Below are 24,540 nucleotides of genomic sequence, written 5' to 3' on the forward strand. Positions count from 1 at the left end.
TAAATTACTTACCCTTCTTTGCACCGTATTGGCTACGAGCCTGCTTACGGTTCTTAACTGCCTGGGTGTCTAGAGCACCACGAACGATCTTGTAGCGAACACCTGGTAGGTCCTTAACACGGCCACCACGAACAAGCACCATTGAGTGCTCCTGAAGGTTGTGACCCTCACCCGGGATGTACGCGGTAACTTCGATACCGTTTGAAAGCTTGACACGAGCAACCTTGCGAAGCGCTGAGTTTGGCTTCTTTGGTGTGGTTGTGTAAACACGAGTACACACTCCGCGGCGCTGCGGGCTCTGCTTTAGAGCCGGGGTCTTTGACTTCGAGACCTTTGGCGAGCGACCCTTGCGGACCAACTGCTGAATTGTTGGCACTACTTCTCCTTGTTTAATCCGCCGCTACTCGCAACGAATGTTCTTTCGTTTTTTGAAAAACACACTTTTGCACCCCGATGGAGCTTCAAAAGTTTGGCCCATATTTGAAAACCTGGCTAAAACCAGCTGTTTTGGGCGGAGCGCGTAATTACCACGCGCTCCCCCAACACTAGCCGAATATAACCGTCTGGGTCAAATGGATTTTAGGCTTAGACCTCGTCCGAGTAAGACTCGATTGAGGTAAAGCTCAAATCCGCTGGGCTGAACTCATCTGAGAAGTCCGAAGACTGCACAGGCTCAGACCAGATACGGTTTGGGTACTTCTCAGCCTTGGCCTCTTCAGTGGCCTCAACTGTGATGTTTCGGTAAACACCCAGACCGGTACCGGCTGGGATCAACTTACCGATGATGACGTTCTCCTTTAGGCCAACTAGAGGGTCTTCGCGACGATCTAGAGCAGCCTGAGTTAGAACACGGGTTGTTTCCTGGAACGATGCAGCCGATAGCCATGACTGAGCTGCCAATGAGGCACGGGTCATACCCATTACTTCCTGACGAGCTGAAGCCGGCTTCTTGCCCTCTGCCACAGCCTTGCGGTTGACAGCGGTAAAGCGGTTGCGGTCGATGATTTCACCAGGAAGCATCTCTGTGTCACCTGAATCAATAACGGTAACCTTGCCCAGCATCTGACGAACAATAACCTCAAGGTGCTTGTCGTGCAGTGGAACACCCTGTGAGCCATAGATGGCCTGAACACCACGGATGATCTCGGCTGCTGCTTCACGAGCACCCTTAACCATTAGAACTTCGTGTGGGATTGGGGTTCCGTCAACTAGGTAGTCTCCGGCCTTAACTTCTTCACCCTTTTCAACCAATAGGTCGTCTGGGTTAGAAACTGAGGTGATCGGTGTGTAAGGGCTCAACTTCTTGAAGGTCTTAGAGGTTGTGCGGCTGAAAGAGTACTGGTTAGCCAGGTCTTCAGCAGCCTTCTCTGCAGCTTCACCGTTCGGACGAACGTAGATGTCGAACTTCTTAGCTCCTCCTGAGGTTGGTACCTCAACGATGTCAACTGTTCCAGGCCAGAATGCCATAACGGCAACCTTGCCCTGCTGACGCCAACCAACACGAGCTTCTAGCAAGTCGGTTACACCGTTTAGACCCTGGGTGATGTCGTAGGAAATCAGACGCTCAACACGAACCTTCTGACCACCGATTGACTTAAGGATTGTCTGCTTCTTCGCAGAAGACGCAGCACCACCGGTGTGGAAAGTACGCATTGTTAGCTGAGTACCTGGCTCACCAATTGACTGAGCAGCGATAATACCGATCGCTTCACCTAGATCAACTGAGTCACCGGTTGCAAGTGAGGTTCCGTAGCAAAGTGCACAAACACCCTGCAGCGACTCACAAGTAAGTACTGAGCGAACGCCAACAGTGTCAACGTTTGCTGCCTTGAATGCATCAACAATCTTCTGGTCAACAGTCTGACCAGCCTTTGCGATTACATCAGAGCCAACCTTTACGTCTGACTGAAGTGCACGGTGTAGAACTGACAGCTCAATAGTCTGCTCATCCCAGTTGCCATCGATGTCCTTTAGAGACTTCTCTAGACCCTTGTTAGTTCCACAGTCTGGTTCGCGAACGATAACGTCCTGAGCCACGTCAACTAGACGACGAGTTAGGTATCCCGCGGCAGCAGTCTTCATCGCGGTATCCGCGTTACCCTTACGAGCACCGGTTGCGTTAATGAAGTACTCGTTAGCGGTTAGACCAACTAGGTAGTTTCCCTTTACAGGCATCGGTGCGAAGTCACCAGATGATGTAGCCACAGGGCCACGCATACCGATGATCGAACGAATCTGTAGCCAGTTACCACGAGCACCAGAAGTTACCATCTTGAAGATGGCGTTGTCTGCTGGGATTGACTCCTGAAGCAAGTTCTGAATCTCGTTGGTGCGCTTGAACCACAAAGCTCCAAGTTCGTCACGACGCTCAAGGTCTGACTTCAGACCGTTGTCGAACGCTTCCTGAATCTTGGTGTGTTCTTTTTCACCATCGATGATCATCTTTGAGCGAGCCTTGTCGAACGCACCTGATGAGTCAAAGTTTGCATCTGCAATTGACATCGATACACCCGAACGAGTTGCCCAGTGGAAACCGGCATCCTTGATGCGGTCAAGTGACTGAGCAACCTCAACACGTGAGAACTTCTCTACTAGCTCGGCAACGATCTTTCCAATTTCCTTCTTGCCAACCTGACCTTCGTAGTAGTCATAGTCATCAGGAAGTGCCTGGTTGAACAAAGCGCGACCAAGAGTGGTCTCGTAAATCTTTGTCTCGCCAGCGTTGGTTAGACGAATGCGTGCCTTGGCCTGTAGGTCAAGTGCCTTTGCGTCGTAAGCCATGATTGCCTCAGAGATTGAACCGTAAAGGTTTCCTTCTCCGACTGCACCCTCAACAAGAGTGGTCATGTGGAACAGACCAATAATCATGTCCTGGGTTGGAACAGCAACTGGACGACCATCAGATGGCTTCAAGATGTTGTTCGAGGCAAGCATCAAGATACGAGCTTCGGCCTGAGCCTCAACTGATAGCGGAAGGTGCACGGCCATCTGGTCACCATCGAAGTCCGCGTTGAACGCAGCACAAACAAGTGGGTGAAGCTGGATTGCCTTACCTTCTACTAGTAGAGGTTCGAAAGCCTGGATACCCAATCGGTGTAGGGTCGGCGCACGGTTCAGAAGAACTGGACGCTCGCGGATTACTTCTTCAAGTACTCCCCAAACCTGTGGACGTGAACGCTCAACCATGCGCTTTGCGCTCTTGATGTTCTGAGCAAGACCCAGATCAACAAGACGCTTCATAACGAACGGCTTGAATAGCTCTAGCGCCATCAACTTTGGCAGACCACACTGGTGCAGCTTTAGCTGAGGACCAACAACGATTACTGAACGACCTGAGTAGTCAACGCGCTTACCTAGAAGGTTCTGACGGAAACGACCCTGCTTACCCTTTAGTAGGTCAGACAGTGACTTCAGCGCACGGTTACCGGTACCGGTAACTGCACGACCGCGACGACCGTTGTCGAACAACGCATCAACAGCTTCCTGAAGCATGCGCTTTTCGTTGTTAAGAATTGTCTTTGGAACTGCGCCTAGATCAATGAATCGCTTTAGACGGTTGTTGCGGTTGATCACACGACGGTAAAGGTCGTTTAGGTCAGAGGTCGCAAAACGTCCACCATCAAGCTGAACCATCGGGCGGATTTCCGGTGGAAGAACTGGAAGCACATCAAGAACCATTGAGGTCGGTGGGGTTGATGAGCCAATGAATGACTGAACAACCTTTAGACGCTTAATCGCCTGAGTCTGCTTGGTTCCCTTGGTAGTTGCAATTGCTTCGCGAAGTTCCGCAGCAGCTGCATCAAGATCGAATTCTGCAAGCACGCGCTGAACTGCTTCTGCACCGATAGCGGTATCGAAGTATTCACCGAATGAGTAGTCGAAGTGATCGAAGATAACGTCGTTCTGGATTAGGTCGCCTGGCTTTAGAGTCAGGAACAAACGCCAAGCCAACTGCTCTTTCTGCAGGTTCGCTGGGCGCTCGATGCGAGCGTATTCCTTAACGATCTTGTCTGTCTTCTTCTTGAACTCAGAAAGAAGAGCCTTGATCTGCTTCTCTTCTGCAGGAGTGCGAACTACTGGTGAGTTTTCTTCATCAGCAGCTTCTTCTGCAGCGGCAGTTGCCTTCTTGCCCCAGAAACCCTCAGGGTTCTTTTCTTCGGCAAGAATTAGCTGCTCGATTGACTTAGCGAATTGCGCGTCAACCCAGATCGGTGCTTCCCATAGTTTGATTGCAGGCTCAAGAGCAAGACCCAAAGCGGTTAGCTGGTCGTACTCGCCCTGTGCAACAGAAAGCATCTCTTCAAGACGTGAGTTCCAAAGAGTCTGCATGCGGTGAATGTAGTCATCCTTGATCAGAGCAGCATCAAGTGTGCGGTCCTCTGAGTGGATGCCCATTACGCGGTAGGCAGCAAAGTAAATGATCTTCTCAAGGTCCTTTGGCGCCATAGCTAGCAAGTAGCCAAGACGTGAAGGAACACCCTTGAAGTACCAGATGTGAGTTACCGGAGCAGCAAGTTCAATGTGACCCATGCGCTCACGACGAACTGAAGACTTGGTTACCTCAACACCACAGCGCTCACAAACAATGCCCTTGAAACGTACGCGCTTGTACTTTCCACATGAACATTCCCAGTCCTTGGTAGGACCAAAGATCTTTTCACAGAAAAGACCGTCCTTCTCAGGCTTTAGGGTGCGGTAGTTGATGGTCTCAGGCTTCTTTACTTCACCGTTTGACCAAGAGCGGATGTCGTCTGAGGTGGCTAGACCAACTCGAAGAGCGTCGAAGTTTTCTACTTCCATTTTTCTTTCCTAAATCTCGTGGTATCGGTTAGAAACCGGTGTACTCGGTGTCGACTGATGAGTTCTCGTTGCGTGAAAGGTTGATGCCGAGTTCTTCCGCTGCGCGGTCTGACTCAAAGTCATCTTCCTTTAGAGATACAACCTGGCCAGCTGCGTTGAGAACCTCAACGTTTAGAGCCAATGACTGCATTTCTTTCGCAAGAACGCGGAACGACTCTGGAATACCAGGAGCCTGAATGTTCTCGCCCTTTACGATTGCCTCGTAAGTCTTCACACGACCAGTGATGTCGTCAGACTTGATGGTTAGAAGCTCCTGCAATGTGTGCGCTGCACCATATGCCTGAAGCGCCCATACTTCCATTTCACCAAAGCGCTGTCCACCGAACTGCGCCTTACCACCTAGTGGCTGCTGAGTGATCATTGAGTAAGGACCAGTTGAACGTGCGTGGATCTTGTCGTCTACCAAGTGGTGCAACTTCAAGATGTACATGTAACCAACTGAGATTGGCGCTGGGAACGGCTCACCTGAGCGACCGTCGAATAGACGAGTCTTACCGGTTCCGTCAATCAGACGCTTGCCATCGCGGTTTGGAAGAGTTGAGTTTAGAAGCCCAACAATTTCATCCTTTGATGCACCGTCGAAGATTGGGGTTGCAACCTTGGTGCCCGGAGCAGCTGAACGCATTTCTGCGACCATTGCGTCGGCCCACTTTGCAACGCCTTCTACGTTCCAACCCTGCTTTGAAATCCAACCTAGGTGGGTCTCAAGAATCTGACCAAAGTTCATACGGCCAGGAATACCAAGTGGGTTTAGAACAACGTCAACCGGAGTTCCGTCTTCCATGAATGGCATGTCTTCAACAGGAAGGATCTTAGAAATAACACCCTTGTTACCGTGACGACCAGCAAGCTTGTCACCCTCGGTAATTTTGCGCTTCTGTGCGATGTGAACGACCACGCGCTGGTTTACACCGGCACCTAGTTCGTCATCGCCAGCTTCAATGTCAAATACGCGAACACCGATAACAGTTCCCTGCTCACCGTGTGGCACCTTCAATGAGGTGTCGCGAACTTCGCGTGACTTCTCGTTGAAGATCGCGCGTAGCAAACGCTCTTCGGCTGAAAGCTCTGTCTCACCCTTAGGTGTTACCTTTCCAACCAAGATGTCGCCAGGGCGAACCTCTGCACCAATGCGAATGATGCCGCGCTCGTCAAGCTGAGCCAATGCCTCTTGCGAAACGTTTGGTAAGTCAGAAGTAATTTCTTCCTTACCTAGCTTGGTGTCGCGAGCATCAACTTCGTACTCTTCGATGTGGATAGAAGAAAGAGTGTCTTCCTTAACCAAGTTCTGGCTCAGGATGATCGCGTCCTCGAAGTTGTGACCTTCCCATGGCATGAACGCAACTAGCAAGTTCTTACCTAGAGCTAGTTCACCCATGTCGGTTGAAGGACCATCGGCAAGAACTTCGCCGGCCTCTACACGCTGACCAGCTTCAACAATGATTCGCTGGTTGATTGCAGTTCCCTGGTTTGAACGGTCGAACTTACGAAGTACGTAAGTCTTGGTTCCACCCTTGTCCTGCTGAACGGTGATTGTGTCTGCATCAACTTCTGCAATGACACCGGCGGTTTCGTTAATCACAACTGCACCAGAGTCGATTGCGGCAACGCGCTCCATACCGGTTCCAACAAATGGTGAGTCAGAACGTAGCAGTGGAACAGCCTGACGCTGCATGTTCGCACCCATCAACGCACGAGACGAGTCGTCGTGCTCAAGGAACGGAATCAATGATGTTGAAACAGATGCAAGCTGACGAGGTGAGATGTCTAGGTAGTCAACGTCTTCTGCGTCTACTTCAACAACGTCACCCTGGAAGCGAGCGAACACCTTCTTGTTTGCAAATGTCTTGTCTGGGTTTAGCGGAGTCTCGGCAGCACCGATAGCCTTGCCCTGCTCTGCAGCTGCATCAAGGTACTCAATGGTCTTTGAAACTTTTCCATTGACGACCTTTGCGTATGGAGTCTCAATGAAACCAAACGCGTTGATGCGTGCGTAAGCAGTGAGCGAACCGATAAGACCAATGTTCGGACCTTCAGGAGTCTCAACTGGACACATACGTCCGTAGTGAGATGGGTGAACGTCACGGACCTCCATTTGGGCACGCTCACGAGCGATACCACCGGGTCCAAGCGCTGATAGACGACGCTTGTGGGCCAGGCCAGCAAGTGGGTTGTTCTGGTCCATGAACTGTGACAACTGAGAAGCACCGAAGAACTCCTTGATTGCTGACACAACTGGACGCAGGTTAATCAGGGTCTGCGGGGTGATCGCCTCAATGTCTTGAGTTGACATACGCTCGCGAACAACGCGCTCCATACGGCTTAGACCAATACGAACCTGGTTCTGGATTAGCTCACCAACTGAACGAATACGACGGTTTGAGAAGTCATCGATGTCGTCAGATGAAACGGCAATCTTTACAGACTTGCCACCCATCTTGATTGGGAACTCTAGACGAGCACCGGTTGAAACGGCTGCTGCGTTAGCGATCTGCTGGTCGAAAAGAAGTAGGTACTTCAAAGTTGCAACTACGTCTTCAACGGTAAGAGTGTTCTGCGCTGCGTCAACCGATAGGCCTAGCTTGCGGTTTAGCTTGTGACGACCAACCTTTGCCAAGTTGTAGCGCTTTGACTCAAAGTAAGTTGACTTCAACCATGCTTCTGAAACTTCAGCACCGGCTGCCTCGCCACGTACCTTGCGGTATAGCTCGCGAAGCGCGTCTTCTTTGGTAAGGATTGGGTTAGCGAAAACCTTTGACTTGTCGTAGGCAAGAGTGTTCTCAATTAGATCAACGTCGTAAGTCCAGTTAGGTGCTCCAGCCTTAACTGCTGACTCAAGATCCTTGAACTCTTCGCGAATCTGCTCTTCTGAAAGACCAAGTGCCTTAAGGAAGATGGTTGCAGAAACCTTAGTCTTGCGATCTACCTGCACCTGAATGATTGGCTGACCAAAACGAGCGATTGGCTTGCGGTCATCGCGCACCCACTCGGTTAGGAACTCTAGGTAAGAACCACGAGACGGAATGATCTGCGCCTTGTTGTTACGAACGTCCAAGTTACCGGTGGTGTTTGTTGAAACAGAGAAGTACACACCAGGTGAACGAACTAGCTGTGAAACAACCACGCGCTCTGTTCCGTTAATAACGAAGGTGCCCTTTTCAGTCATGACTGGGAAGTCACCCATGAAAACTGTCTGTGACTTAATTTCACCGGTTAGGTAGTTGGTGAACTCAGCCTTGATGTAAAGCGGCTGGGTGTACGACTTGCCCTTGGTCTTGCACTCGTCAGGAGTGTATGAAGGGTCGTAAAGTTCTGGGTTTCCAAAAGTAAGACCCATCTTCGCGTCCTGCGAAGAGTTAGAGGCGTCTTCGATCGGAGAGATCTCTTCAAAGATTTCTTCCAGACCGGTCTTAGCCTTTGGTCCTTCTTTTTCACGCCATGCAGGGTTACCAACGAGCCAGTCAAAGCTCTCAGTCTGCAGACTTAGTAGATCGGGTAGTTCGATCGGCTCTGGTGATTTTGCAAAACTAAGACGCTTTGCAAGACGATCGTTCTTCTGGGTTTTTGCGTTCTTCGCAGCCAATGTTCCTCCAAGGAATCTTTTATTAATCAATCGCGAATTGATAAATAGGTTTGGGTGAAAAATCGCAACCTAAAACCGTTGACGCCAAAATATGCGGTCAAGCGCGCAGCCAAAATATGCATGCGGGGTGTTTGGGAGCAAAGAATCAGTCTATAACCGTTATCGAACGGTTGTAAACAATTAAAAGAAAAACATCATTTTTGCTCTAAGGTTTTGGTCAAATTTCTTGACGTTTCCGTCGACCAGCGCCAAATCGCGAGCGTCCAGCAGCATGGCGGTGCTGCCATCATCAAATTTGGCTAAAACACAAGGCTCTTTGCCGGTTGCCGAGGCGCTGAGCTCAAAATCCACCCCATAATCGGCCTTATATGCGGCGGTAAGGGCTCTAAATTGGGCTTTTTTGCGTGAAATTCGCTTCAAATCACAGGCGATTGCTCCACTTAGGCCTTTTTTGGCCAGGTGAACCCCGACAAGGGCCACCGGATTTGGGGACCCCTGATATTGCGGCTGATATGCCTCCATAAAACGACCCCTTACTTAACAGGCCACTAGGGCGTCGTTGATTTCGTCGGCTAGGGCCTGGGCGTTATCGGTGCTGATAACCAGGCGCTTATAGCGCTGAGTGGCCGAGGTTGCCAGGGTGAGGGTGATGGCGGGTTGGTTTGAGCGCCAGAGGGCGAAGGTCCAGCCACCGGTCTTGCCAAAGCGCAGGTACGAGCCGTAGGCCAAAAGGGTTGGAATCGAGGTGCCGGGCAGGCGCAGGCCAAAGGTTTTCCAGACATCTTTATCGGCAACTTCGGCACCTCTAATTAGGGCCGCTGGGATTTTGAAGTCTCCGTGCAGGCCAAAGATTTTCTCGCCACGGGTCAGCTTGATCAGCATGTGGGTCTGGGTGAGTTCGATCTGGGCCATAAATAGAGTTTATGGTTCAGTTGACAGTGTGGAAATTAGAAATCTGCTGAAAGTAGTTGGGGTCGCCGCACTGGCGCTGCCCCTGCTGAGTTCTTGTTCCACGGCGCCCGATCCATTTTTGGAAAAACTAAACGCAACTGTGGCTGACACGGTTTTCAAAGAGCCGATTGCCAGCTCTTGGGGTTGCATCCAGCTGACTGGAATCTTTTGCCCGCAGCCCATGCACGATGTGGTTTTTGCAGCACCGGCGGACCTTGATACCAAGCTGGTTTGCACAGAATTTTTTGATTTAGCTAAGGGATTTGGTGCGGTTGCCTATTCGCTCAATGATGGCACCGGCAACGCCGCAAAATTGCCAGCCAAAAAAGACGAGGTAATTGAACTCTGCGCAGTTGGACTTGCCAAGCCGCTAAAGAATTTCGATGGCAGTGAAATTTATCAGGGGTTGGCGCTTTATGACGATGGAGCTAAAGACCAAATTGGCAAGTATTTCTCGCTGGGGCGCGGAGTTGAGTCTGTTGGAGACAAGAGATTTAATCTGACGATAGCGTTTTCTAAAGATCTGAATCGGGTTGGTCCAATCACCTATGGAATTGAGAAACCAAAACTTAGAACTCAACCAGAGGTGCATGCTGGAAACGAACTAAACGAGCGTGCGGCTGAAACTATGAAGACGGCCAATCCGATTATCGGGATGAAAGAGGCCGATGCGATCGCCAAGATTGAATCTGACGGCTACACCTGGGTAGTGGTTGATCGCGACGGCGAGGAATTTATTACCGATGCCTCTTACAACCCGGAAAGAATTCGCCTGACCATTCGCGATGGTGTGATTTACGACGCAGTCGCTGGGTAAACCTGGCGGTGACGGTGGGATTTGAACCCACGGTGGGCTTTCACCCACACAACTTTTCGAGAGTTGCACCTTCGGCCGCTCGGACACGTCACCGTCAAATAGGCTACTACACGGAGTATCAACCAGATCTGGCGCCAATAAAGGGGAGTTTTGAGTACTGAAGGTTCAATGCGCGCAATCATTGCGGCACTGCTGGCAAATATCGGAATCGCAATCACCAAGTTCATTGCGGCGGCCTTCTCTGGTTCGGCATCGATGTTTGCCGAGGGAATTCACTCGGTGGCCGACTCGGGTAATCAGATCCTGCTAATCATTGGCGGCAAGCGGGCCAAGCGAGCCGCGACCGCTGCTCACCCATTTGGTTATGGACGCTCACGCTATATCTACGCGTTCATGGTCTCGATTGTTTTGTTTAGCGTTGGTGGATTGTTCTCAATTCTTGAGGGCATCGAGAAACTTCAACACCCGCACGAACTTGAAATGGTTTGGTTGCCGCTGGTGGTTTTGGGCGCGGCAATCATCATGGAGTCGTTCTCACTTCGCACCGCGGTTAAGGAATCAAACCACGTGCGCGGCAACAAGAGTTGGATTCAATTTGTGCGCCACGCTAAGAGCCCTGAGCTGCCGGTTATTTTGCTTGAGGACTTGGCCGCTCTAATTGGTTTGGTGTTGGCCTTTGGCGGTGTTGGTCTAACCGTTGTGACCCACAATCCAATCTGGGATGCAATTGGAACTTTGGCAATTGGTGGATTGCTAGTGCTGGTTGCCATCGTGCTTGGTCTTGAAACTTCAAGCCTTTTGGTTGGTGAGGGCGCTACCGCCGAAGACACCGGCAAGATTCGCAAGGCACTTGAGGAAACTCCGGGAGTGCAGTCTGTGATCCACATGAAGACTCTTTACCTTGGCCCTGAGGAACTTATGGTTGGCGCAAAAATCGGTGTGGCTTCAAATGCCACCGGGCAATTTATCGCACAGGTAATTAATGATGCTGAGGGGAACATGCGCAGTGCGGTTCCTGCCGCCAGAGTTATTTATCTTGAGCCCGACGTGCTGCGAAAAAACTCTTAAGCTGCGCAGAAGCTTCAACTTCTTTAACTCCGGCAATAACTTCAACCGGGTTGCCTAGGCGGGCGTCACGCAGCAAATCGTAAAGTGAGCCACTGGCGCCAACTCGCTCGTCCCAGGCTCCAAAAACAACTCGTGGAATTCTTGCGGCCACGATTGCACCAGCACACATCACGCAGGGTTCAAGAGTTACCACGAGCGTGCAGCCATCTAGGCGCCAGTCATCAATTGCGGCGGTTGCCTCGCGAATGGCAATGATCTCAGCGTGGCCGGTTGGATCTTTGGTTTCCTCGCGATTGTTATGTGCGCGACCGATAACCTCGCCAGACGCTGTGACCACGATCGCACCAACTGGAACATCCTCGCCCGATTGCTCGGCTTCGGCGAGCGCTTTCTGCATCAGGGCTTCGTAATCCATAACGCCAATTTACCTCAATGCAACTTGACGGTAGATTTGCGGTATGCGAGTTCACATTGCCGACCACCCGTTGATCACCCACAAACTGACTGTGCTGCGCGATAAGGCAACGCCTTCGCCGGTGTTCCGTCAGCTGGTTGAGGAGCTCGTGACTCTGCTTGCCTATGAGGCAACTCGCGATGTGCGCGTAGACAAGGTAGTTGTTGATACTCCCGTTGCTCCTTATAACGGTGTGAAGCTTGCCCGCCCCCGCCCAATCATCATTCCGGTGCTTCGCGCGGGTTTGGGAATGCTTGAGGGCATGACCAAGTTGCTGCCAACTGCCGAGGTTGGCTTCTTGGGCATCAAGCGCAATGAGGAAACCCTTGAGCCTTACACCTACGCCAACCGACTGCCAGATGATCTGACCGGTCGCCAGGTTTTTATCATTGACCCGATGCTTGCCACCGGTGGAACTCTGATTGACAGCATTGATTACGTTTTTGAACGCGGTGCAACCGATGTCACCTGCGTTTGTCTACTTGGTGCCCCTGAGGGTTTGGCCGCGGTTGAGGCGCACGTTGCAGGTAAAGACGTCAAGGTAGTGCTGGGTGCACTGGATGAGAAGCTCAACGAGAAGGGCTACATCGTTCCCGGTCTTGGTGATGCTGGTGATCGTCTCTACGGTGTAGCTCAGTAATTTCCAGCTGGGCTACTTCTCGTATATGTCTGTCTAAAATTTCGATGATTGGCGAGTAGGCGTATTGGTTCATTCCGTTAAATTCACGGACCTGCAGCTTTCTACCCTGTTCTAGACCATGCAGCCACCGTTTTGCTGTGTGTCGTGAGATGCCTGCCTCCACCGATAGAGCAGTGATGCTAATAACCGGAAACCGACTAAGCGCTCGCATCAATTTAGGGATCTGAGTCAAAGGGACCATTTTGCTGACTAAGAAAAAGTGGAGCATATTTTGAAATTCCTGCAATAGGTCAAGCTCAGAACTTTCGGAATCTGCACCACTTTTTCTTATTGTCCTGGGCACAACCAATTTTGGACGCGTCAGTGTTGATGCTCCAACCCAAAATCTTGGCGGTCTCGTTTTTCGAACCAACTCATTACTCAGTGGGGAGATTATGGATAACCGGCTACGGGATAGCCGGGCTTGGTGGATCTTCGCCAGCGAAAGGCTGTTCTTGATGAGTTCCGCAAAATCAATTTCAATCACGGCTAGATTTTGCTACGCCGGCTCTGGCCTTGACTCAGAGCGTAACAAACTGTGGATAAGCCTCTAAGCCATAGGTAACCTTTACTCATGACCAATCCAAAGCCAACTGGCGAAAACTCGGCCGACCCGGCTGGCTTGGCCAACTCGGCCTCCCCGGCCATTTCGGCTGAAAACGCGCCTGCGCTAGAGACTGAAGCGCGCGGCTTTGCACTTTATGTGGGAGTGGATGAGGCAACTGCCGCTGCAGCCGGGGTATCACTATCGGAGTTGGTCACTGCACTGCGCAAGACCGTTGCCGACTTGGTGCCGAGTGCCGCCGCCGAAACCTACGCGGCCGTTGCGTTGGCACCAAAGGGAATTGGTGGCAAGCCTATCGATGTGGTTCGCACCGCACTGCGAGACCCTAGGGCACTAGACAAGCTGACCCTGGCAAAAGAAAAAATCGATCCAAACGAACCGACCAAGGGCATCGTTATTGACCCAAGTCGCAAGAAGGTTTTTGCCGACGGTGAAAATGCCGACCTTACCTACAAAGAATTTGAACTGCTCCAGTACCTGATCGAGCACGAGGGTTCGACTATTTCTCGGCGCGAAATTATCGATGTGATTTGGAATGAAGGCGAAGGCGAAATTCCTAATGACAGAACCATTGACGTGCACATTCGCCGTTTGCGCGCCAAGATTGCCGGCTACGAAGACATCATTCGCACGGTGCGCGGTGGGGGCTACCGTTTTGATAAGCACCCCGAAGTAATTTACGAAATCTAATGACAGAAAATTCAAACTCTGCGACACAGGGTGAGCCAGGGCTGGCCGAAAAAATTGCAGCCCAAGTGCTGGAACTTATTGATCGCGGCAACTCCATGCCAATCGTGCTGATTGATGGTCGCAGTTGTTCAGGAAAAAGCACGCTGGCCAGCGAGATTCAAAACCTGGTTTTCAAAGATGGCGAATCTGCGCCACGAGTTGTGCACATGGACGACCTTTACCTTGGCTGGAATGGATTGCAAGCCGGGGTGGATTATTTGCAGCGATTCATTTTGAAGCCGTTATCGGATTCCTACATCGCCCAGTGGCGTGAGTTTGATTGGTCTAACCAGGGCGAACCTGGCTACGAATCGCGAAACGGCGAGTGGCGTGAATTCAGTGGTGGCACTCCCCTGATTGTTGAAGGCTGTGGCGCGCTAAATCAACTGAGTGCGCCGCTTGCCGACATTAGGGTTTGGCTAGAGGCTGACCAAGAGACCAGACTGCAGCGCTGGTTAGCCCGCGAGGGTTCAAGCGAGCACTGGGCCGAGTGGGCTGCTCAAGAAGAAGAGTTCTACGCCCGCGAAAAATCTAGCCAGCTAGCGGATTCTAAATTTAACTAATCCAATTTTTCTTTTTAGCGTGCGCGGTTTTTGTACCAAGCACGAAGACCGGCAATTAGAGAAGCCGTGATGAAGAAGATGGCGATTGCGTAAGACGCATTCTTAACCGCGGGGATTGATGCCGCAAAGTATCCGGCAACGGTAAGACCAGTTCCCCAAGCCAATGCACCAACGGCGTTAGCGCTGAAAAATTTGTAGTAGTTCATTCTTGAAATACCCGCGATTGCCGGAATCAAAACACGAGCCCAGGGCATAAAGCGCGCAATCACAACTGCCCACCAACCCCAAGCCGCGTAAAATTTCTCTGATTTTGCGATGGCATTTTGCAACCACTCGCCCTTGCGTTTATCTAGGTAAGGGCGGCCGTAGTGACGACCAAGGGTGTAACCAACCTGATCACCAAGCCAGGCCGCAATACCCACACCAATTGCCATCACCCAAATATTTACCGGTGAATCAGTTGAGTTTGAAACCCCAGCGCCGGCGGCAACCAAGCCGGCGGCAAAAACTAAGGAGTCACCGGTGATGAACGGAATGAAAGCACCGATGAACAATCCGGTGCCAGCAAAAACCAAACCCCAAACCACCGCGTAAAAAAGCCACGGGCCAATGTGGTCGTACCAGTTAATAATCTGGTCAGAGATGGCGAGCTGAATAACCGGGTTCATGAAAAAGAAGAACTACTTTGCGTTCGGCAAACCGTGCAGAACGATTTCGTTTAGCGGCAGACGGGTGCGGGCCGCAACCTCGCGGTCATATGCTCCACCCTCAAGTAATTCGGCCGGAGCGCCCTTACCAATTGCCACAACAACTAACAGTCCAAGATTCTCTGGGTAGCCAAGTTCGGTGTGCAGAGCTACGTGATCAATGCCACCCATTACGTGAGCCTTAAGACCAAGCCCCTCAGCCTGGATCAAAATCTGTGCGGTGGCCAAGCCGGCGTCAAACTGGCTGGTGCTGCCTGGCTGGTCCTTGTCACCATTGGTGAAGGCCGAAACCACCACATAAGCCGAACATCTTGGAGACCAAGCCGAGTTGAAACCGCCAAGGTGAGAAACAATCTTTCCAAATAGCTCGCTGCCGCGCTTAGCGACTGAAAAGCGCCAAGGCTGCACGTTCATGGCCGACGGGGCCCAGCGACCTGCCTCAACCAGGCTCAATAGGTCCTGATCTGAGATTTCGTGGTTTGCGTCCATAGAGCGTGGGCTCCAACGGTCGGCAAGTACGGGCAAAATGGGCGCAGAAGTTTCAGCTGTTCTAGAGGTCATACCTCTATCCAACTACAGTTAGTCGGCTTTTATTTCGCTCATCTGCCGGGCCTCGGCCAACTCAAGGGTGTAGGGGTCAATCACAACGATCCAGGGGTCATCGTTAGGGTCAATATCCACACCCGGCGCGGTCGCAAAGGTTCGAATCATGCTGACCGTGTCAAAGAATCCTGGCACCATGTGGGCCACGGCGCCTAGATCGCTTGCTGCATCAAGCACTGCTTCATTGGACGAGAGCACGATGACCACGTCTACCCCGGCGTCGAACTTTGAATTGACGGCCTTATGGATGGCCCGCTCAAGGTGGGTTTTGCCATCTTGCTTCTGCAAAATTTTGTCCCACTCTTCGGCGCCGGCGGCGTGATCGGCGATTACCGCGTAAACGAATTCGTCATCTCTCATGCTGGAATGCTACGCCTGGGCGGTTGAAAATGGCAGTCGCGCAGACAAAATTGTTTGATCCGTTGCCGAATCGAAATCTAAGGACCAATCCACGGTTAATTCATCCAAAAGAGCCCCACCAAGACCATGACGAACACCGATACGCGGCGCCTGGCCGTCGTTTTTGACGGTTAGGTCTATCAGCCCATCGGCCGCAAGCTTGATCGAGACCTGGGCGGTACGGGCATCGCCGTGACGAACCGCATTTGAAACCGCCTCTTTGACAATTTCATTGACGCACATGCTAAGCCGAGGATCCTTGCTGACCAATTTCTTCACCTCTGGCTGCACATCAAGATCAACATCGCAGACCCCTTGCCAAGTGGCAATAATTTCCTTAATCGCTGAGGCAAATTTGATTTCCGTATTCGGAGGTGTAGAAAGCGCCATGATGGCGCGATCCAAATCTTTTTTAGCCAGGTCAAGAGTTTTCTTGTCGGCATCGGGTGCGTTGAGTCTGGTTAGTGCAGCGGTGAGTGAAGCCTGCACAGTTCCGTGAATTACCAAGGACCAGTTTCTGCGAGCCACCCAAAGTTGCTGTTCAAACAGCGTGACCTCTAGGGCAAGTTCTTCGTTGTGCTCCTGGAGCAGATCTCGATATCTGCGAGCTTCAAAATCAAAAGAATCAAGTAGCGCCAGAATGCCAACCACCATCAGCGAGGTGTAAACCAGGGTTGATCCGTAGATGGCGGCTTGCTGAGTATCGGGGTAAAAAAGCACTGCAACCAGATAGGTGGGAATCACTGCCAGCACAGCCATAATCACCAAGACCGGGACACCGATCCAGGCGCTTTGCTCGGGAGTGTTTTTGAAGAATCGATTGAAGGCAAGGATGATCGCCAGGTAGCTGAGGCTCAGCAGAAGGCTTGGAAGAACCCAAGACATATCTAGCAACCAAAATGGCGACGCCAAAAAACTTAGGCTCATTGCTGCATAGGTTGCGGTTGGGAAAATTGAGTTCACGATACGAAACGATTTTGGAATCGTGATCACATACAAAAAGTGACTTGGGGTTCGCTTGGCTGGTGCGGTTAGGGCGCGGGCAGTTGAACGCAGCGATTCTGAAAGCGGCCGAACCTGGTTGTAGATGATTCCCTTTAGCTCGTGAGCGATGCCCCATCGGGTTGACATTTCTAGGTTGCCGGCGTTGATGGTTTCCTCAATGGTTTGAATTTGCGGCAGCAAAGTGTTGCGGGTTAACTTCAGCAACTTTTCTTGCTCTTCAGCAAGAATGATCTCTGCGTTCTCGCGGTAGCCCATGATGGAATCCTGGGTGGCCCTGAGTTTGCGCACCAATTGGCTGTGATCACGAAAAGCACCATTTAGGTTTGCCCACATTACGGTGATGCTGAGCTCCCACAGGGCCCCCAGCAAGAGCTGATACTGCCAGGCCACACCCGGGTCTGCGCCCACGGCAATCGCCAGCGAGGTGGTGATGAGGGTGCGAATCACTCCAATTAGTAGGACGCCAGCAATCACCAGTGGTGCTGAGTACTTTTTGATGAATTTTTTGGCTAAACCAAAAATGGTAAAAATTACCAGGTGCTCAAGCACAACCATCGCCGTCCAAAAAGGCAAGAACTCAATTATGTTTTCTGAGTTGAGGAAAAATCTCATGCTGACCATGGCGAAGACGTGGTAGCCAAGGTAGCCCCAAGTAAAAAGGTGAGCGCCTGCGATGCGCTGCCAAACCACTGAATTTTTCAGCTTCAAAGTGTTCCTCGCGAAATGGATTCCAATGCCAGTTTCGCCTCAAGAATAGTTTTCGCCTGAGCGCGATTGTATGTGAGCGACCAGCTAAGAGTGAGCTCGTCTAGCATTTGCGATCCTACGCCGTTTCTCAATTCTTGCCGAGGTGCTCGGCCATTGTTGGATACAGTAACTACCAATAGTTCGTCACCGGTGCGATCCAGTTCAATATTTACCTGGTTGGCTTCACCATGGCGAACCGCATTTGAAACCGCCTCCTTAATAATTTCGTTTACGCACATGCGAGCATTGACATCACGTGTTAATAATCGAGTTGCCCGCTCTGTGAAATGCCAGTCCACGGTGCAGATACCCTTCCAGGTAGACACCACTGCCTGCAAAGCTGTGTTGAGGTCGATATCGAGTTCAGGAGTTTTTGAAAGGCCGTCTTTAGCGCGCTGCAAATCTTGAAGCACCAAATCAATCTGATACTGCTCAAGTTCTTCACTGGCGCTCAGCCTGCTGATTGCTGCCGTTAGGGCCGCCTGCACGGTGCCGTGAACCACAAAACTCCAGTTTCTTTTGGCCAACCACATGCGTTGCTCAAATAGCGATGTCTCGCGTTCGAGCCTGCTGTTGTCGCTTACTACCTGGGCTTCTGCTTGCTCACGGGCCAGGTCAAGAATTGCCGAGTTACCCAAGGCAATACCCATCAATATTGGAAAAATAATCACCATTGAAAACATGAGTGCCGTGGCCAAGTCTTGAACCCGTTGCAGATTTGTCAGGAACAGCGGCGCACCAATGGTGCTGAGAATCAAGGAAAGGTAGACCATTCCTGACTTGCGGGTGACAACCTTGTGCTTAGGAATCAAGGCAATCAGCAAAAGCAAGGTTGCCGACCCGATTGCAATTGGTAGCAGATTTGCCTGGGCCACGGCGGTACCAAAAAGCATCTGCATGATTAGGAACTGGGTGGCTCCACCTAAAATGAGCAAGATCACGGGTCTGAATGCTTTGCTCAGGTTGAATCGATCAATAAAGAACTGAGTTTTTACTGTGGTCACCTCTGCTGGTGGCTGAGCCTGACTGAGGCTGAGGCCTCCCCTTCTGAGCTGCTCGCTGAGTGGCCTGACTTGATCTGCAACCAAGGCCCTGAGCTCTTGAATTGATTCAAGACGAGCACGGTTGGTGGTGAGCATGTTGGCGATTTGGTCGATTCTTGGCAGCAGGGTCTGCTGGGTTTGAGCTAAAAGCTTTTGATTTTCAGCCGCCAAGATTGTTGCTGATTCTGCACGCTGGCTAACTAATGCGCGCTGAATGCTTTTTTGTTTTTGCATTGTGGAGTCGTGTTGAATGCGCGAACCAGCGATTGAAACAAAAATCAAAATGAAGACAGCACCGGATGCAAAACCACCGATAGCCCGCTGCACCCAGTCTATTTTTTCTTCGAGCTGAAAATCTAAGGCCATGGCCGCCACCAACAAGTTGCGACAACTATTCACAAAACCAGCGAAAAGCAAACCGTAAATTCCGGCACCGGGTTTTGAAAGTAACCAGGGTAAGAAAGTTTTCTTAGCTGCAACGACAAGCAAAATTTCTAGAACAGTTCCGGCTGTGAACGTGACAATCCAGAGCAAACTCCATTGGCCGGTAATCAGCACATCATATAGAAATGTGAACAGTACATAGAACGGTAGTGAGAACCAAAGCAGCGGCCAATCCCAGTTTTCGATTAGCCCAAGCCGGTAGTAGGTTTTGAAACCTCGCTTAGCCCCCGACATCAAGATCTTTGATTAGCGGCCGTGTGGCATGCCGGCGACTTTAATAAATTCGCGGGCCGCGGTCACGCGCGGGTTATTGCTAGTTTCAAGATCAATGCCGGCCGCTTCAAAAGCGCGCTTGACCAGGTTCTCAACCGCGCGAACCGTGGTGCCGCGCTCGGCTGCAATCTGCTGGTTAGACAAACCAAGGGCCACCATTTGCAGCACGGCTAGTTGACTGCGTGAAACCTCTGACAATTGGTGCTGAACGTTCTTGTCATCACGGAAATCTTTTGAAACTCTGTCGCGCACTGCTGCCTCAATCGCCTGACGCAAAACTCCTGGGTCAGCCATGCGGTCTTTGACCAGGTACGCGGCGTTGCGAGGAATTGCACGGTTATCAATTCCAACCACTCGTGGCTCTGGAATGTGAGTTAGAAATACCAGGGCGATTTCTGGGTGCTTGCGTCGCAAAATCAAAGCAAGATCAATGCCGGTTGGGCCATCGCCTAGCTCAATATCTAGGATGGCGATATCGGGGTCAAAATCTTCGGCCACTTTACGTGCCTCGGCGGTTGAGCCGGCTGCTCGAACCACGAAGCCGTCTGCCTCAAGGTTCGCTGAGATTAGGCCACGGATAAGCGGCTCATCTTCAACGATTAGAACCTTGCGGTCAAAAATTCCCATGTCATAAGTGTGCCAAAGCGATGTTCGGGTAGCCACCGAAACTTCGCAAATGCGCAACTTATTGGCGCAAAAAGCTCAGCGCTAAAACTATTTGGCGAGTAGCCAGAACAAAGGCAGGGAGCCCATGGCCACGGTGGCCATGCCAAGTAGCAGCTTGGACCAGATTGGTGAGGCCCATTTGCCCAACAGGTTTTTATCGCGAGCAAGCCACCAAACGATTGCCATCAAAACCGGGGCGGCCAGGCCGTTCAGCACGGCGGCCAGAATTAGGAACTTTACCGGTTCAATGCCAATTAGGTTAAGCGCCAGGGCCACGAACATTGACACCACGATCACCGCGTAGAACGCTTTGGCCTGACGCGGTTTTAGTTCAAGCGATTCACGCCAACCAAAAGTTTCGGCAACGGCGTATGCGGTTGAGCCAGCCAACACGGGAATCGAAAGCAAACCCACACCAAGAATTCCAAGCAGGAATAGCAATCCGGCAAACTCTCCAGCGATTGGCTTTAGGGCAAGTGCGGCATCTGCTGCGGTGGCAATATCGGTGATGCCCTGGGCATTTAATGTTGCGGCCGAGGTAGCCATGATGGCGAACATGATGAAGACCCCGGTGAACATTCCGGTGAAGACGTCTCCCCGCATTGCCTGAAGGTTGCTGAGCCGCACGCGACGGGTCTGAATGTGTTTGCGCTCTTCAATTTCTTCGGCAGCCTGCCAAAAGAAAAGGTAAGGAGAAATTGTGGTGCCGGCCAGTGCGATCAAAAGCTCAAACGAAACTCTGGTGAAATCAAATTGCGGAAGCAGCGTAGAAGTCGCGACTTGTCCCCAGTCGACCTCTGCAACAAATAACACCGCAACATAGGCAAGCAGTGAAATGGTTAGCCAGCGAAGTACGCGGGCGTATCGGTGATATGGAATTGCAATTTCTGTGGCGGCAAGTAACACGGCAAACATCACCACGCCGGCCCACTGTTCAACCGGTGCGATTAGTCCAAGTGCCGAAGACATGATGGCAAGGTCGGCGGCGATGTTGACGGTGTTGGCCACGGCAACTAGCACCACCGCCACAACCAAAACCCAGCGGGGCATGCGCGACTTGATTAGGGCGGCTAAGCCTTTTCCGGTGACCAGCGCCAAACGCGCGCAGGTCTCTTGAACGGCAAAAGCCAGCGGCAATAACCAAAGCGCCGACCAAAGGAATCCGTATCCAGCGGCGGCACCAGCCTGGGAGTAGGTGCCAATCCCCGATGGATCATCATCGGCCGCACCGGTGACAATGCCCGGGCCAAGGCGCTTAAAAAAGTCGCGGCCTGCCATCGTCGATTCCTCTCATTGCGTCGTAGTCCAAGACTAAGCACTCAATGCCGCGGTCCTCGGCCAGTTTGCGAGCCTGAGGTTTGATCTCTTGGGCGGCAAAGATGCCACGCACGGGAGCCAGCAGCGGGTCACGGTTTAGCAGTTCCAGGTATCGGGTTAGTTGTTCAACGCCATCGATGTCTCCCCTGCGCTTTAGTTCAATAGCCACGGTTGAACCATTTGCATCCCGCAGCAGAATATCCACCGGACCAATTGCGGTGAAATACTCGCGGCGAATGAGGCTTGCGCCTTCTTCAATCAGATGCAGTTGATCGGCCAGCAGCTCTTGCAAATGCTTTTCAACGCCGTCCTTGATCAGCCCCGGGTCATCACCCAGCTCGTGCGAAATATCGCTGAGCACCTCAAAGATTGAAATCATGAGAACGTCATCGGTCTTGGCCTGCTGCACCTGCCAAACCTGTTGCACACCAACGAGCGCCTGCTCAGCCGAAGGCGTCAAAACCGATACCGTGCACGGCGGATTCATCCAGTTGAGCGGCTTGTATGAGCCAGAGTCCGAGTGCACCAGCACCGAACCATCAGCCTTCATCACCAACAGGCGCTTGGCGCGCGGCAGGTGTGCCGACAGACGCCCGGCATAGTCCACCGAGCACTCGGCAATGATTAGACGCATTCTGCAAGACTACAAAATGTATTTGGCAATGTCGGTGGCAACTGATAATTTATTAAGTGACCCGCCCATGGCTTGGACCTTGGGATTAGAACCCGGCTTAGGCCGGGTTCTTGCTTTAAGCCCAAGTGTGGGGCCGAGTGATGTTCCCACCCTTTGAAGTTATATAGCTTCGCGGCAATTGAGAGTCAGCCAACCAGCCAACGTGCAGCTCCTCCAGATGGGTTGCAACCTTCCGGAGGCCATCGGCTTTCGCTGAATCGTGCACCTTAGGCACCACAACTTTTACGTCTGTTCCCACCTGAGTGGCCATTCTAATTGGGGTGACGAAATCTGAGTCTGCCGTAATGACGAGTGCGGCTTTCAAATTTTCTTTGAGGACGTCGAATAAGAGATGAGATGCGAGGTTCACATCAGAACCCTTTTCACCAAACTTCCAGACCTGAGCCCTAGGGAAATCTGGTATCGCTCGCTTTGAAATCCGGTTGAGGGCCATCTGAGTTAGCCCTAAGTGGTTTGGCAACATAGGGCTGAGTACTGAACTTCGAGTCGTGGTTGCAACTCTTAGCCAATCTACGTCCTTTCTGAACTGTCCAGGAATTACGTTCACACCCTGATCCCGAAGGACTCGAATGTATGCATCTTGGCGGTTCATGCCAGTATCACCGGGGAATCTGCTTTTTACAGGGGCAGTGAAGTAGTAAATCTGACCAAGTTCCATATCAGGCCGACGGTCAGTACAGAATTTCAATAGATTCAACCACTTGAAGCTTGGTCGTGACTCAAGTGACCCTTTGTAAAGGCTAAAACCGTCAACGTAGGCGTTGAATGTCAACTTCATGAAAGTAATTTATTGCCAAGCCGTGACAATAATGTCGCCTTTGTGAGTAACTAAGGTACAAGCGTGTAGTTGACCAGACGTGCTTTGGTGCCCGTGGTCTTTGACTGCTTACCTGCATAGGTGATGGTCAAGTACGGGTAGAGCGTCTTGGCATAGGTACACGCAGCCTTGGCGCGACTGGTTGCCAACTTCAATTGCTGAGCACTCTTGGCAAATCCGGTGACATCGCCCACGCAGTGCAAGCGCTGATAACCCGGATTGGTCACCATGATGCCCTTGATGCGCAACTTCATGATTGTTGTTGGTGAAATCGCTGTGGCCGCATAGCCACCAATTTTTGACAGCACCTTGGCGCTAGTTTGAGCAACCAATACCGGGTTTGGGTTGGCCGCGATGTAATTGACGGTCACATTGTTGTAGCTGGCTTTGACCTGCATGGTGATGTACCAACCAACATCGGTGACAGGAAGTACGTATGAATTTGAAACCACCGATGGAATCTCCAGGCAACCAACCGGAACCGTGGTTCGCACTACCCCGCCAGAAGTTGCAGTGATTGGATCGGTGCAGCGGTACCAGCTATAAACCAAAGTTGCCTCTGCGCGATTAACGCTGGCAGTAGCAATTACGGTGTTGCCTTGGCGCCAAGAGTTTCGAGTGACATCAGCAGATACCGCAAACGGTGGCAACGGAGTCAGATCGTTAACCAGCAAGCCATTCCAAAGTGAACCAGCTGCACCAAATCCGGTGGCGGGTGAGTAGAAATTAACCTTGGCCCCGGCCGCAATAGAGGCAAAAGGTGTGGTGCCCAAAGTTGGAGCGTTGCCCCTAAAAGTCACCTCACTCAAGTTCGCACTATTAGCAAAAGCTAGGTCGCCAAGGGTGGTAAACGATGCCGGAAACTTGACCGATGTCACACCGGAGTCCTTGAAAACATTTGCTGCCACCGCAGTGACTCCTGCCGGGATTTCCACCTGACCAACGCACAAGGTGCTGCTGGTAACTACGCTGTCAGTAACCGTGAAGGTGCCGCTGGTTGAACAATTAACTGTGACCACCGCAGCATTTGCTGCCAAGGGTGATGCAAGGGCTGAACTAATGGCAAGAACAAAAGCGAGAGCTGCGGCAGTTAGAGACTTCATGCTTTCAGGCTATCGGCTACTTGCCTAAATCTTTGCCCAAATCTTTCCTGAGCCGCTGTAGCTCGGCATCTTGATGCGACAGGTGCTGCTGCAACTGCTGCACCTCGTGCAGCAAGGCGGTGGCATCTTTATAGGTTGCCTCTGCACGCATTTCAGCACGTGCGGTTTGTTGATTCTGACCAACAATAATCACCGATACCAAAACCAACTGCAAAAAGGTCTGAGCAATCCAGTCCACGATCACGCGAACGTCGCCAGTGGAAATTGCCGAAGGCAAACTGATCAAAGCCAGGGCCGCAAAAGCGTAGGCCGCCCACATGGTGCCCACCTTGGTGGTGATCCAGGCACCCAACCGATTATTGAAACCAGCGATTGCCTTGGAGGCTGGCTGGTGCTCACGGGTTTTGGTGTGTGGATGTTGCTGATATTGGTATTTGGCCATGGCTTAAATGT

The 24,540-nt window shown here is 51.6% G+C and carries 22 protein-coding genes and 1 tRNA gene; 5 read left to right on the top strand and 18 right to left on the bottom strand.

Features of this window, described 5'->3' with window-relative positions; genetic code table 11:
• Positions 1-4: 4 nt before the first annotated feature.
• From rpsL to RHOLA_RS06225, 5 genes are all read right to left on the bottom strand, one after another.
• Positions 5-376, bottom strand: a complete 372-nt coding sequence (rpsL, locus tag RHOLA_RS06205; protein WP_038503191.1) for a 30S ribosomal protein S12 — start codon at positions 374-376, stop codon at positions 5-7.
• A 209-nt stretch (positions 377-585) separates the two neighbouring features.
• On the bottom strand, positions 586-4,800 hold the full coding sequence (gene rpoC, locus RHOLA_RS06210) for a DNA-directed RNA polymerase subunit beta' (RefSeq protein ID WP_038503193.1): 4,215 nt from the start codon (positions 4,798-4,800) through the stop codon (positions 586-588).
• 28 nt (positions 4,801-4,828) lie between these two features.
• A complete protein-coding gene (rpoB, locus tag RHOLA_RS06215; RefSeq protein ID WP_038503194.1) occupies positions 4,829-8,443 on the bottom strand; it encodes a DNA-directed RNA polymerase subunit beta in 3,615 nt (1,204 codons plus the stop codon).
• A gap of 180 nt (positions 8,444-8,623) precedes the next feature.
• Positions 8,624-8,965 (bottom strand): hypothetical protein, encoded by a 342-nt coding sequence (locus RHOLA_RS06220; RefSeq protein WP_038503196.1) that lies wholly within the window; start codon positions 8,963-8,965, stop codon positions 8,624-8,626.
• 15 nt (positions 8,966-8,980) lie between these two features.
• Positions 8,981-9,355: a hypothetical protein gene (locus RHOLA_RS06225; RefSeq protein ID WP_038503198.1), complete on the bottom strand. Its 375-nt coding sequence runs from the start codon at positions 9,353-9,355 to the stop codon at positions 8,981-8,983.
• Between the two features lie 28 nt (positions 9,356-9,383).
• Here RHOLA_RS06225 and RHOLA_RS06230 point away from each other — a divergent pair, with 28 nt between their 5' ends.
• The gene (locus RHOLA_RS06230; protein WP_038503200.1) at positions 9,384-10,211 is read left to right on the top strand and encodes a hypothetical protein; all 828 of its coding nucleotides are present in this window, start codon (positions 9,384-9,386) and stop codon (positions 10,209-10,211) included.
• A gap of 3 nt (positions 10,212-10,214) precedes the next feature.
• On the opposite strand, the gene RHOLA_RS06235 is transcribed toward RHOLA_RS06230, so the two are convergent.
• A tRNA-Ser gene (locus tag RHOLA_RS06235) sits at positions 10,215-10,304 on the bottom strand.
• 57 nt (positions 10,305-10,361) lie between these two features.
• Here RHOLA_RS06235 and RHOLA_RS06240 point away from each other — a divergent pair.
• Positions 10,362-11,279: a cation diffusion facilitator family transporter gene (locus tag RHOLA_RS06240; protein WP_038503201.1), complete on the top strand. Its 918-nt coding sequence runs from the start codon at positions 10,362-10,364 to the stop codon at positions 11,277-11,279.
• Here RHOLA_RS06240 and RHOLA_RS06245 read toward each other — a convergent pair.
• The gene (locus RHOLA_RS06245; RefSeq protein WP_038503203.1) at positions 11,239-11,694 is read right to left on the bottom strand and encodes a nucleoside deaminase; all 456 of its coding nucleotides are present in this window, start codon (positions 11,692-11,694) and stop codon (positions 11,239-11,241) included. The genes RHOLA_RS06240 and RHOLA_RS06245 overlap by 41 nt on opposite strands.
• Positions 11,695-11,737: 43 nt before the next feature.
• Between RHOLA_RS06245 and upp the strand changes: the two genes are divergently transcribed.
• The 3 genes from upp (at position 11,738) to RHOLA_RS06260 (ending at position 14,269) form a co-directional block, all read left to right on the top strand.
• Complete coding sequence (upp, locus tag RHOLA_RS06250) at positions 11,738-12,373, top strand: uracil phosphoribosyltransferase (RefSeq protein ID WP_038503205.1); 636 nt, start codon at positions 11,738-11,740, stop codon at positions 12,371-12,373.
• A gap of 613 nt (positions 12,374-12,986) precedes the next feature.
• The gene (locus RHOLA_RS06255; protein WP_051636345.1) at positions 12,987-13,667 is read left to right on the top strand and encodes a winged helix-turn-helix domain-containing protein; all 681 of its coding nucleotides are present in this window, start codon (positions 12,987-12,989) and stop codon (positions 13,665-13,667) included.
• Positions 13,667-14,269 carry an AAA family ATPase gene (locus tag RHOLA_RS06260; protein WP_051636346.1) on the top strand — a complete coding sequence of 201 codons (603 nt, stop codon included), beginning with the start codon at positions 13,667-13,669 and terminating at the stop codon, positions 14,267-14,269. Before RHOLA_RS06255 ends, RHOLA_RS06260 begins: the two co-directional genes overlap by 1 nt.
• 14 nt (positions 14,270-14,283) lie before the next feature.
• Here the strand turns inward: RHOLA_RS06260 and RHOLA_RS06265 are convergent, their stop codons facing one another.
• The 11 genes from RHOLA_RS06265 to RHOLA_RS07405 form a co-directional block, all read right to left on the bottom strand.
• Positions 14,284-14,937, bottom strand: a complete 654-nt coding sequence (locus RHOLA_RS06265) for a DedA family protein (protein WP_096334821.1) — start codon at positions 14,935-14,937, stop codon at positions 14,284-14,286.
• A 12-nt stretch (positions 14,938-14,949) separates the two neighbouring features.
• Complete coding sequence (locus RHOLA_RS06270) at positions 14,950-15,537, bottom strand: nitroreductase family protein (protein WP_038503208.1); 588 nt, start codon at positions 15,535-15,537, stop codon at positions 14,950-14,952.
• An 18-nt stretch (positions 15,538-15,555) separates the two neighbouring features.
• Positions 15,556-15,939, bottom strand: coding sequence for a hypothetical protein (locus RHOLA_RS06275; RefSeq protein ID WP_038503209.1), 384 nt, complete (start codon positions 15,937-15,939; stop codon positions 15,556-15,558).
• A 9-nt stretch (positions 15,940-15,948) separates the two neighbouring features.
• The gene (locus RHOLA_RS06280; RefSeq protein ID WP_038503211.1) at positions 15,949-17,691 is read right to left on the bottom strand and encodes a sensor histidine kinase; all 1,743 of its coding nucleotides are present in this window, start codon (positions 17,689-17,691) and stop codon (positions 15,949-15,951) included.
• Positions 17,688-19,451, bottom strand: coding sequence for a sensor histidine kinase (locus tag RHOLA_RS06285; protein ID WP_038503213.1), 1,764 nt, complete (start codon positions 19,449-19,451; stop codon positions 17,688-17,690). Before RHOLA_RS06285 ends, RHOLA_RS06280 begins: the two co-directional genes overlap by 4 nt.
• A 12-nt stretch (positions 19,452-19,463) precedes the next feature.
• Positions 19,464-20,117 carry a response regulator transcription factor gene (locus tag RHOLA_RS06290; RefSeq protein ID WP_038503215.1) on the bottom strand — a complete coding sequence of 218 codons (654 nt, stop codon included), beginning with the start codon at positions 20,115-20,117 and terminating at the stop codon, positions 19,464-19,466.
• Between the two features lie 87 nt (positions 20,118-20,204).
• A complete protein-coding gene (locus tag RHOLA_RS06295) occupies positions 20,205-21,434 on the bottom strand; it encodes an NRAMP family divalent metal transporter (protein ID WP_051636348.1) in 1,230 nt (409 codons plus the stop codon).
• Positions 21,412-22,107 carry an endonuclease NucS gene (gene nucS / locus RHOLA_RS06300; RefSeq protein ID WP_038503218.1) on the bottom strand — a complete coding sequence of 232 codons (696 nt, stop codon included), beginning with the start codon at positions 22,105-22,107 and terminating at the stop codon, positions 21,412-21,414. Before nucS ends, RHOLA_RS06295 begins: the two co-directional genes overlap by 23 nt.
• 115 nt (positions 22,108-22,222) lie before the next feature.
• Entirely contained in the window at positions 22,223-22,945 is a 723-nt protein-coding gene (locus tag RHOLA_RS06305; protein ID WP_038503221.1) for a PIN domain-containing protein, read from the bottom strand.
• A gap of 50 nt (positions 22,946-22,995) precedes the next feature.
• Entirely contained in the window at positions 22,996-24,087 is a 1,092-nt protein-coding gene (locus RHOLA_RS06310) for a leucine-rich repeat protein (RefSeq protein WP_038503223.1), read from the bottom strand.
• 16 nt (positions 24,088-24,103) lie between these two features.
• Entirely contained in the window at positions 24,104-24,529 is a 426-nt protein-coding gene (locus RHOLA_RS07405) for a hypothetical protein (RefSeq protein WP_174376653.1), read from the bottom strand.
• Between the last annotated feature and the right edge of the window lie 11 nt (positions 24,530-24,540).

The sequence above is a fragment of the Rhodoluna lacicola genome, assembly GCF_000699505.1.
In the GTDB taxonomy this organism is placed as follows: domain Bacteria; phylum Actinomycetota; class Actinomycetes; order Actinomycetales; family Microbacteriaceae; genus Rhodoluna; species Rhodoluna lacicola.

Bases quoted from the DNA above. Each gene is read 5' to 3' on its own strand.
- rpoC (WP_038503193.1), bottom strand. From the start codon at position 4,800: ATGGAAGTAGAAAACTTCGACGCTCTTCGAGTTGGTCTAGCCACCTCA.
- RHOLA_RS06220 (WP_038503196.1), bottom strand. From the start codon at position 8,965: ATGGAGGCATATCAGCCGCAATATCAGGGGTCCCCAAATCCGGTGGCC.
- RHOLA_RS06225 (WP_038503198.1), bottom strand. From the start codon at position 9,355: ATGGCCCAGATCGAACTCACCCAGACCCACATGCTGATCAAGCTGACC.
- RHOLA_RS06245 (WP_038503203.1), bottom strand. From the start codon at position 11,694: ATGGATTACGAAGCCCTGATGCAGAAAGCGCTCGCCGAAGCCGAGCAA.
- upp (WP_038503205.1), top strand. From the start codon at position 11,738: ATGCGAGTTCACATTGCCGACCACCCGTTGATCACCCACAAACTGACT.
- RHOLA_RS06255 (WP_051636345.1), top strand. From the start codon at position 12,987: ATGACCAATCCAAAGCCAACTGGCGAAAACTCGGCCGACCCGGCTGGC.
- RHOLA_RS06260 (WP_051636346.1), top strand. From the start codon at position 13,667: ATGACAGAAAATTCAAACTCTGCGACACAGGGTGAGCCAGGGCTGGCC.
- RHOLA_RS06265 (WP_096334821.1), bottom strand. From the start codon at position 14,937: ATGAACCCGGTTATTCAGCTCGCCATCTCTGACCAGATTATTAACTGG.
- RHOLA_RS06270 (WP_038503208.1), bottom strand. From the start codon at position 15,537: ATGACCTCTAGAACAGCTGAAACTTCTGCGCCCATTTTGCCCGTACTT.
- RHOLA_RS06275 (WP_038503209.1), bottom strand. From the start codon at position 15,939: ATGAGAGATGACGAATTCGTTTACGCGGTAATCGCCGATCACGCCGCC.
- RHOLA_RS06285 (WP_038503213.1), bottom strand. From the start codon at position 19,451: ATGTCGGGGGCTAAGCGAGGTTTCAAAACCTACTACCGGCTTGGGCTA.
- RHOLA_RS06290 (WP_038503215.1), bottom strand. From the start codon at position 20,117: ATGGGAATTTTTGACCGCAAGGTTCTAATCGTTGAAGATGAGCCGCTT.
- RHOLA_RS06295 (WP_051636348.1), bottom strand. From the start codon at position 21,434: ATGGCAGGCCGCGACTTTTTTAAGCGCCTTGGCCCGGGCATTGTCACC.
- nucS (WP_038503218.1), bottom strand. From the start codon at position 22,107: ATGCGTCTAATCATTGCCGAGTGCTCGGTGGACTATGCCGGGCGTCTG.
- RHOLA_RS06305 (WP_038503221.1), bottom strand. From the start codon at position 22,945: ATGAAGTTGACATTCAACGCCTACGTTGACGGTTTTAGCCTTTACAAA.
- RHOLA_RS06310 (WP_038503223.1), bottom strand. From the start codon at position 24,087: ATGAAGTCTCTAACTGCCGCAGCTCTCGCTTTTGTTCTTGCCATTAGT.
- RHOLA_RS07405 (WP_174376653.1), bottom strand. From the start codon at position 24,529: ATGGCCAAATACCAATATCAGCAACATCCACACACCAAAACCCGTGAG.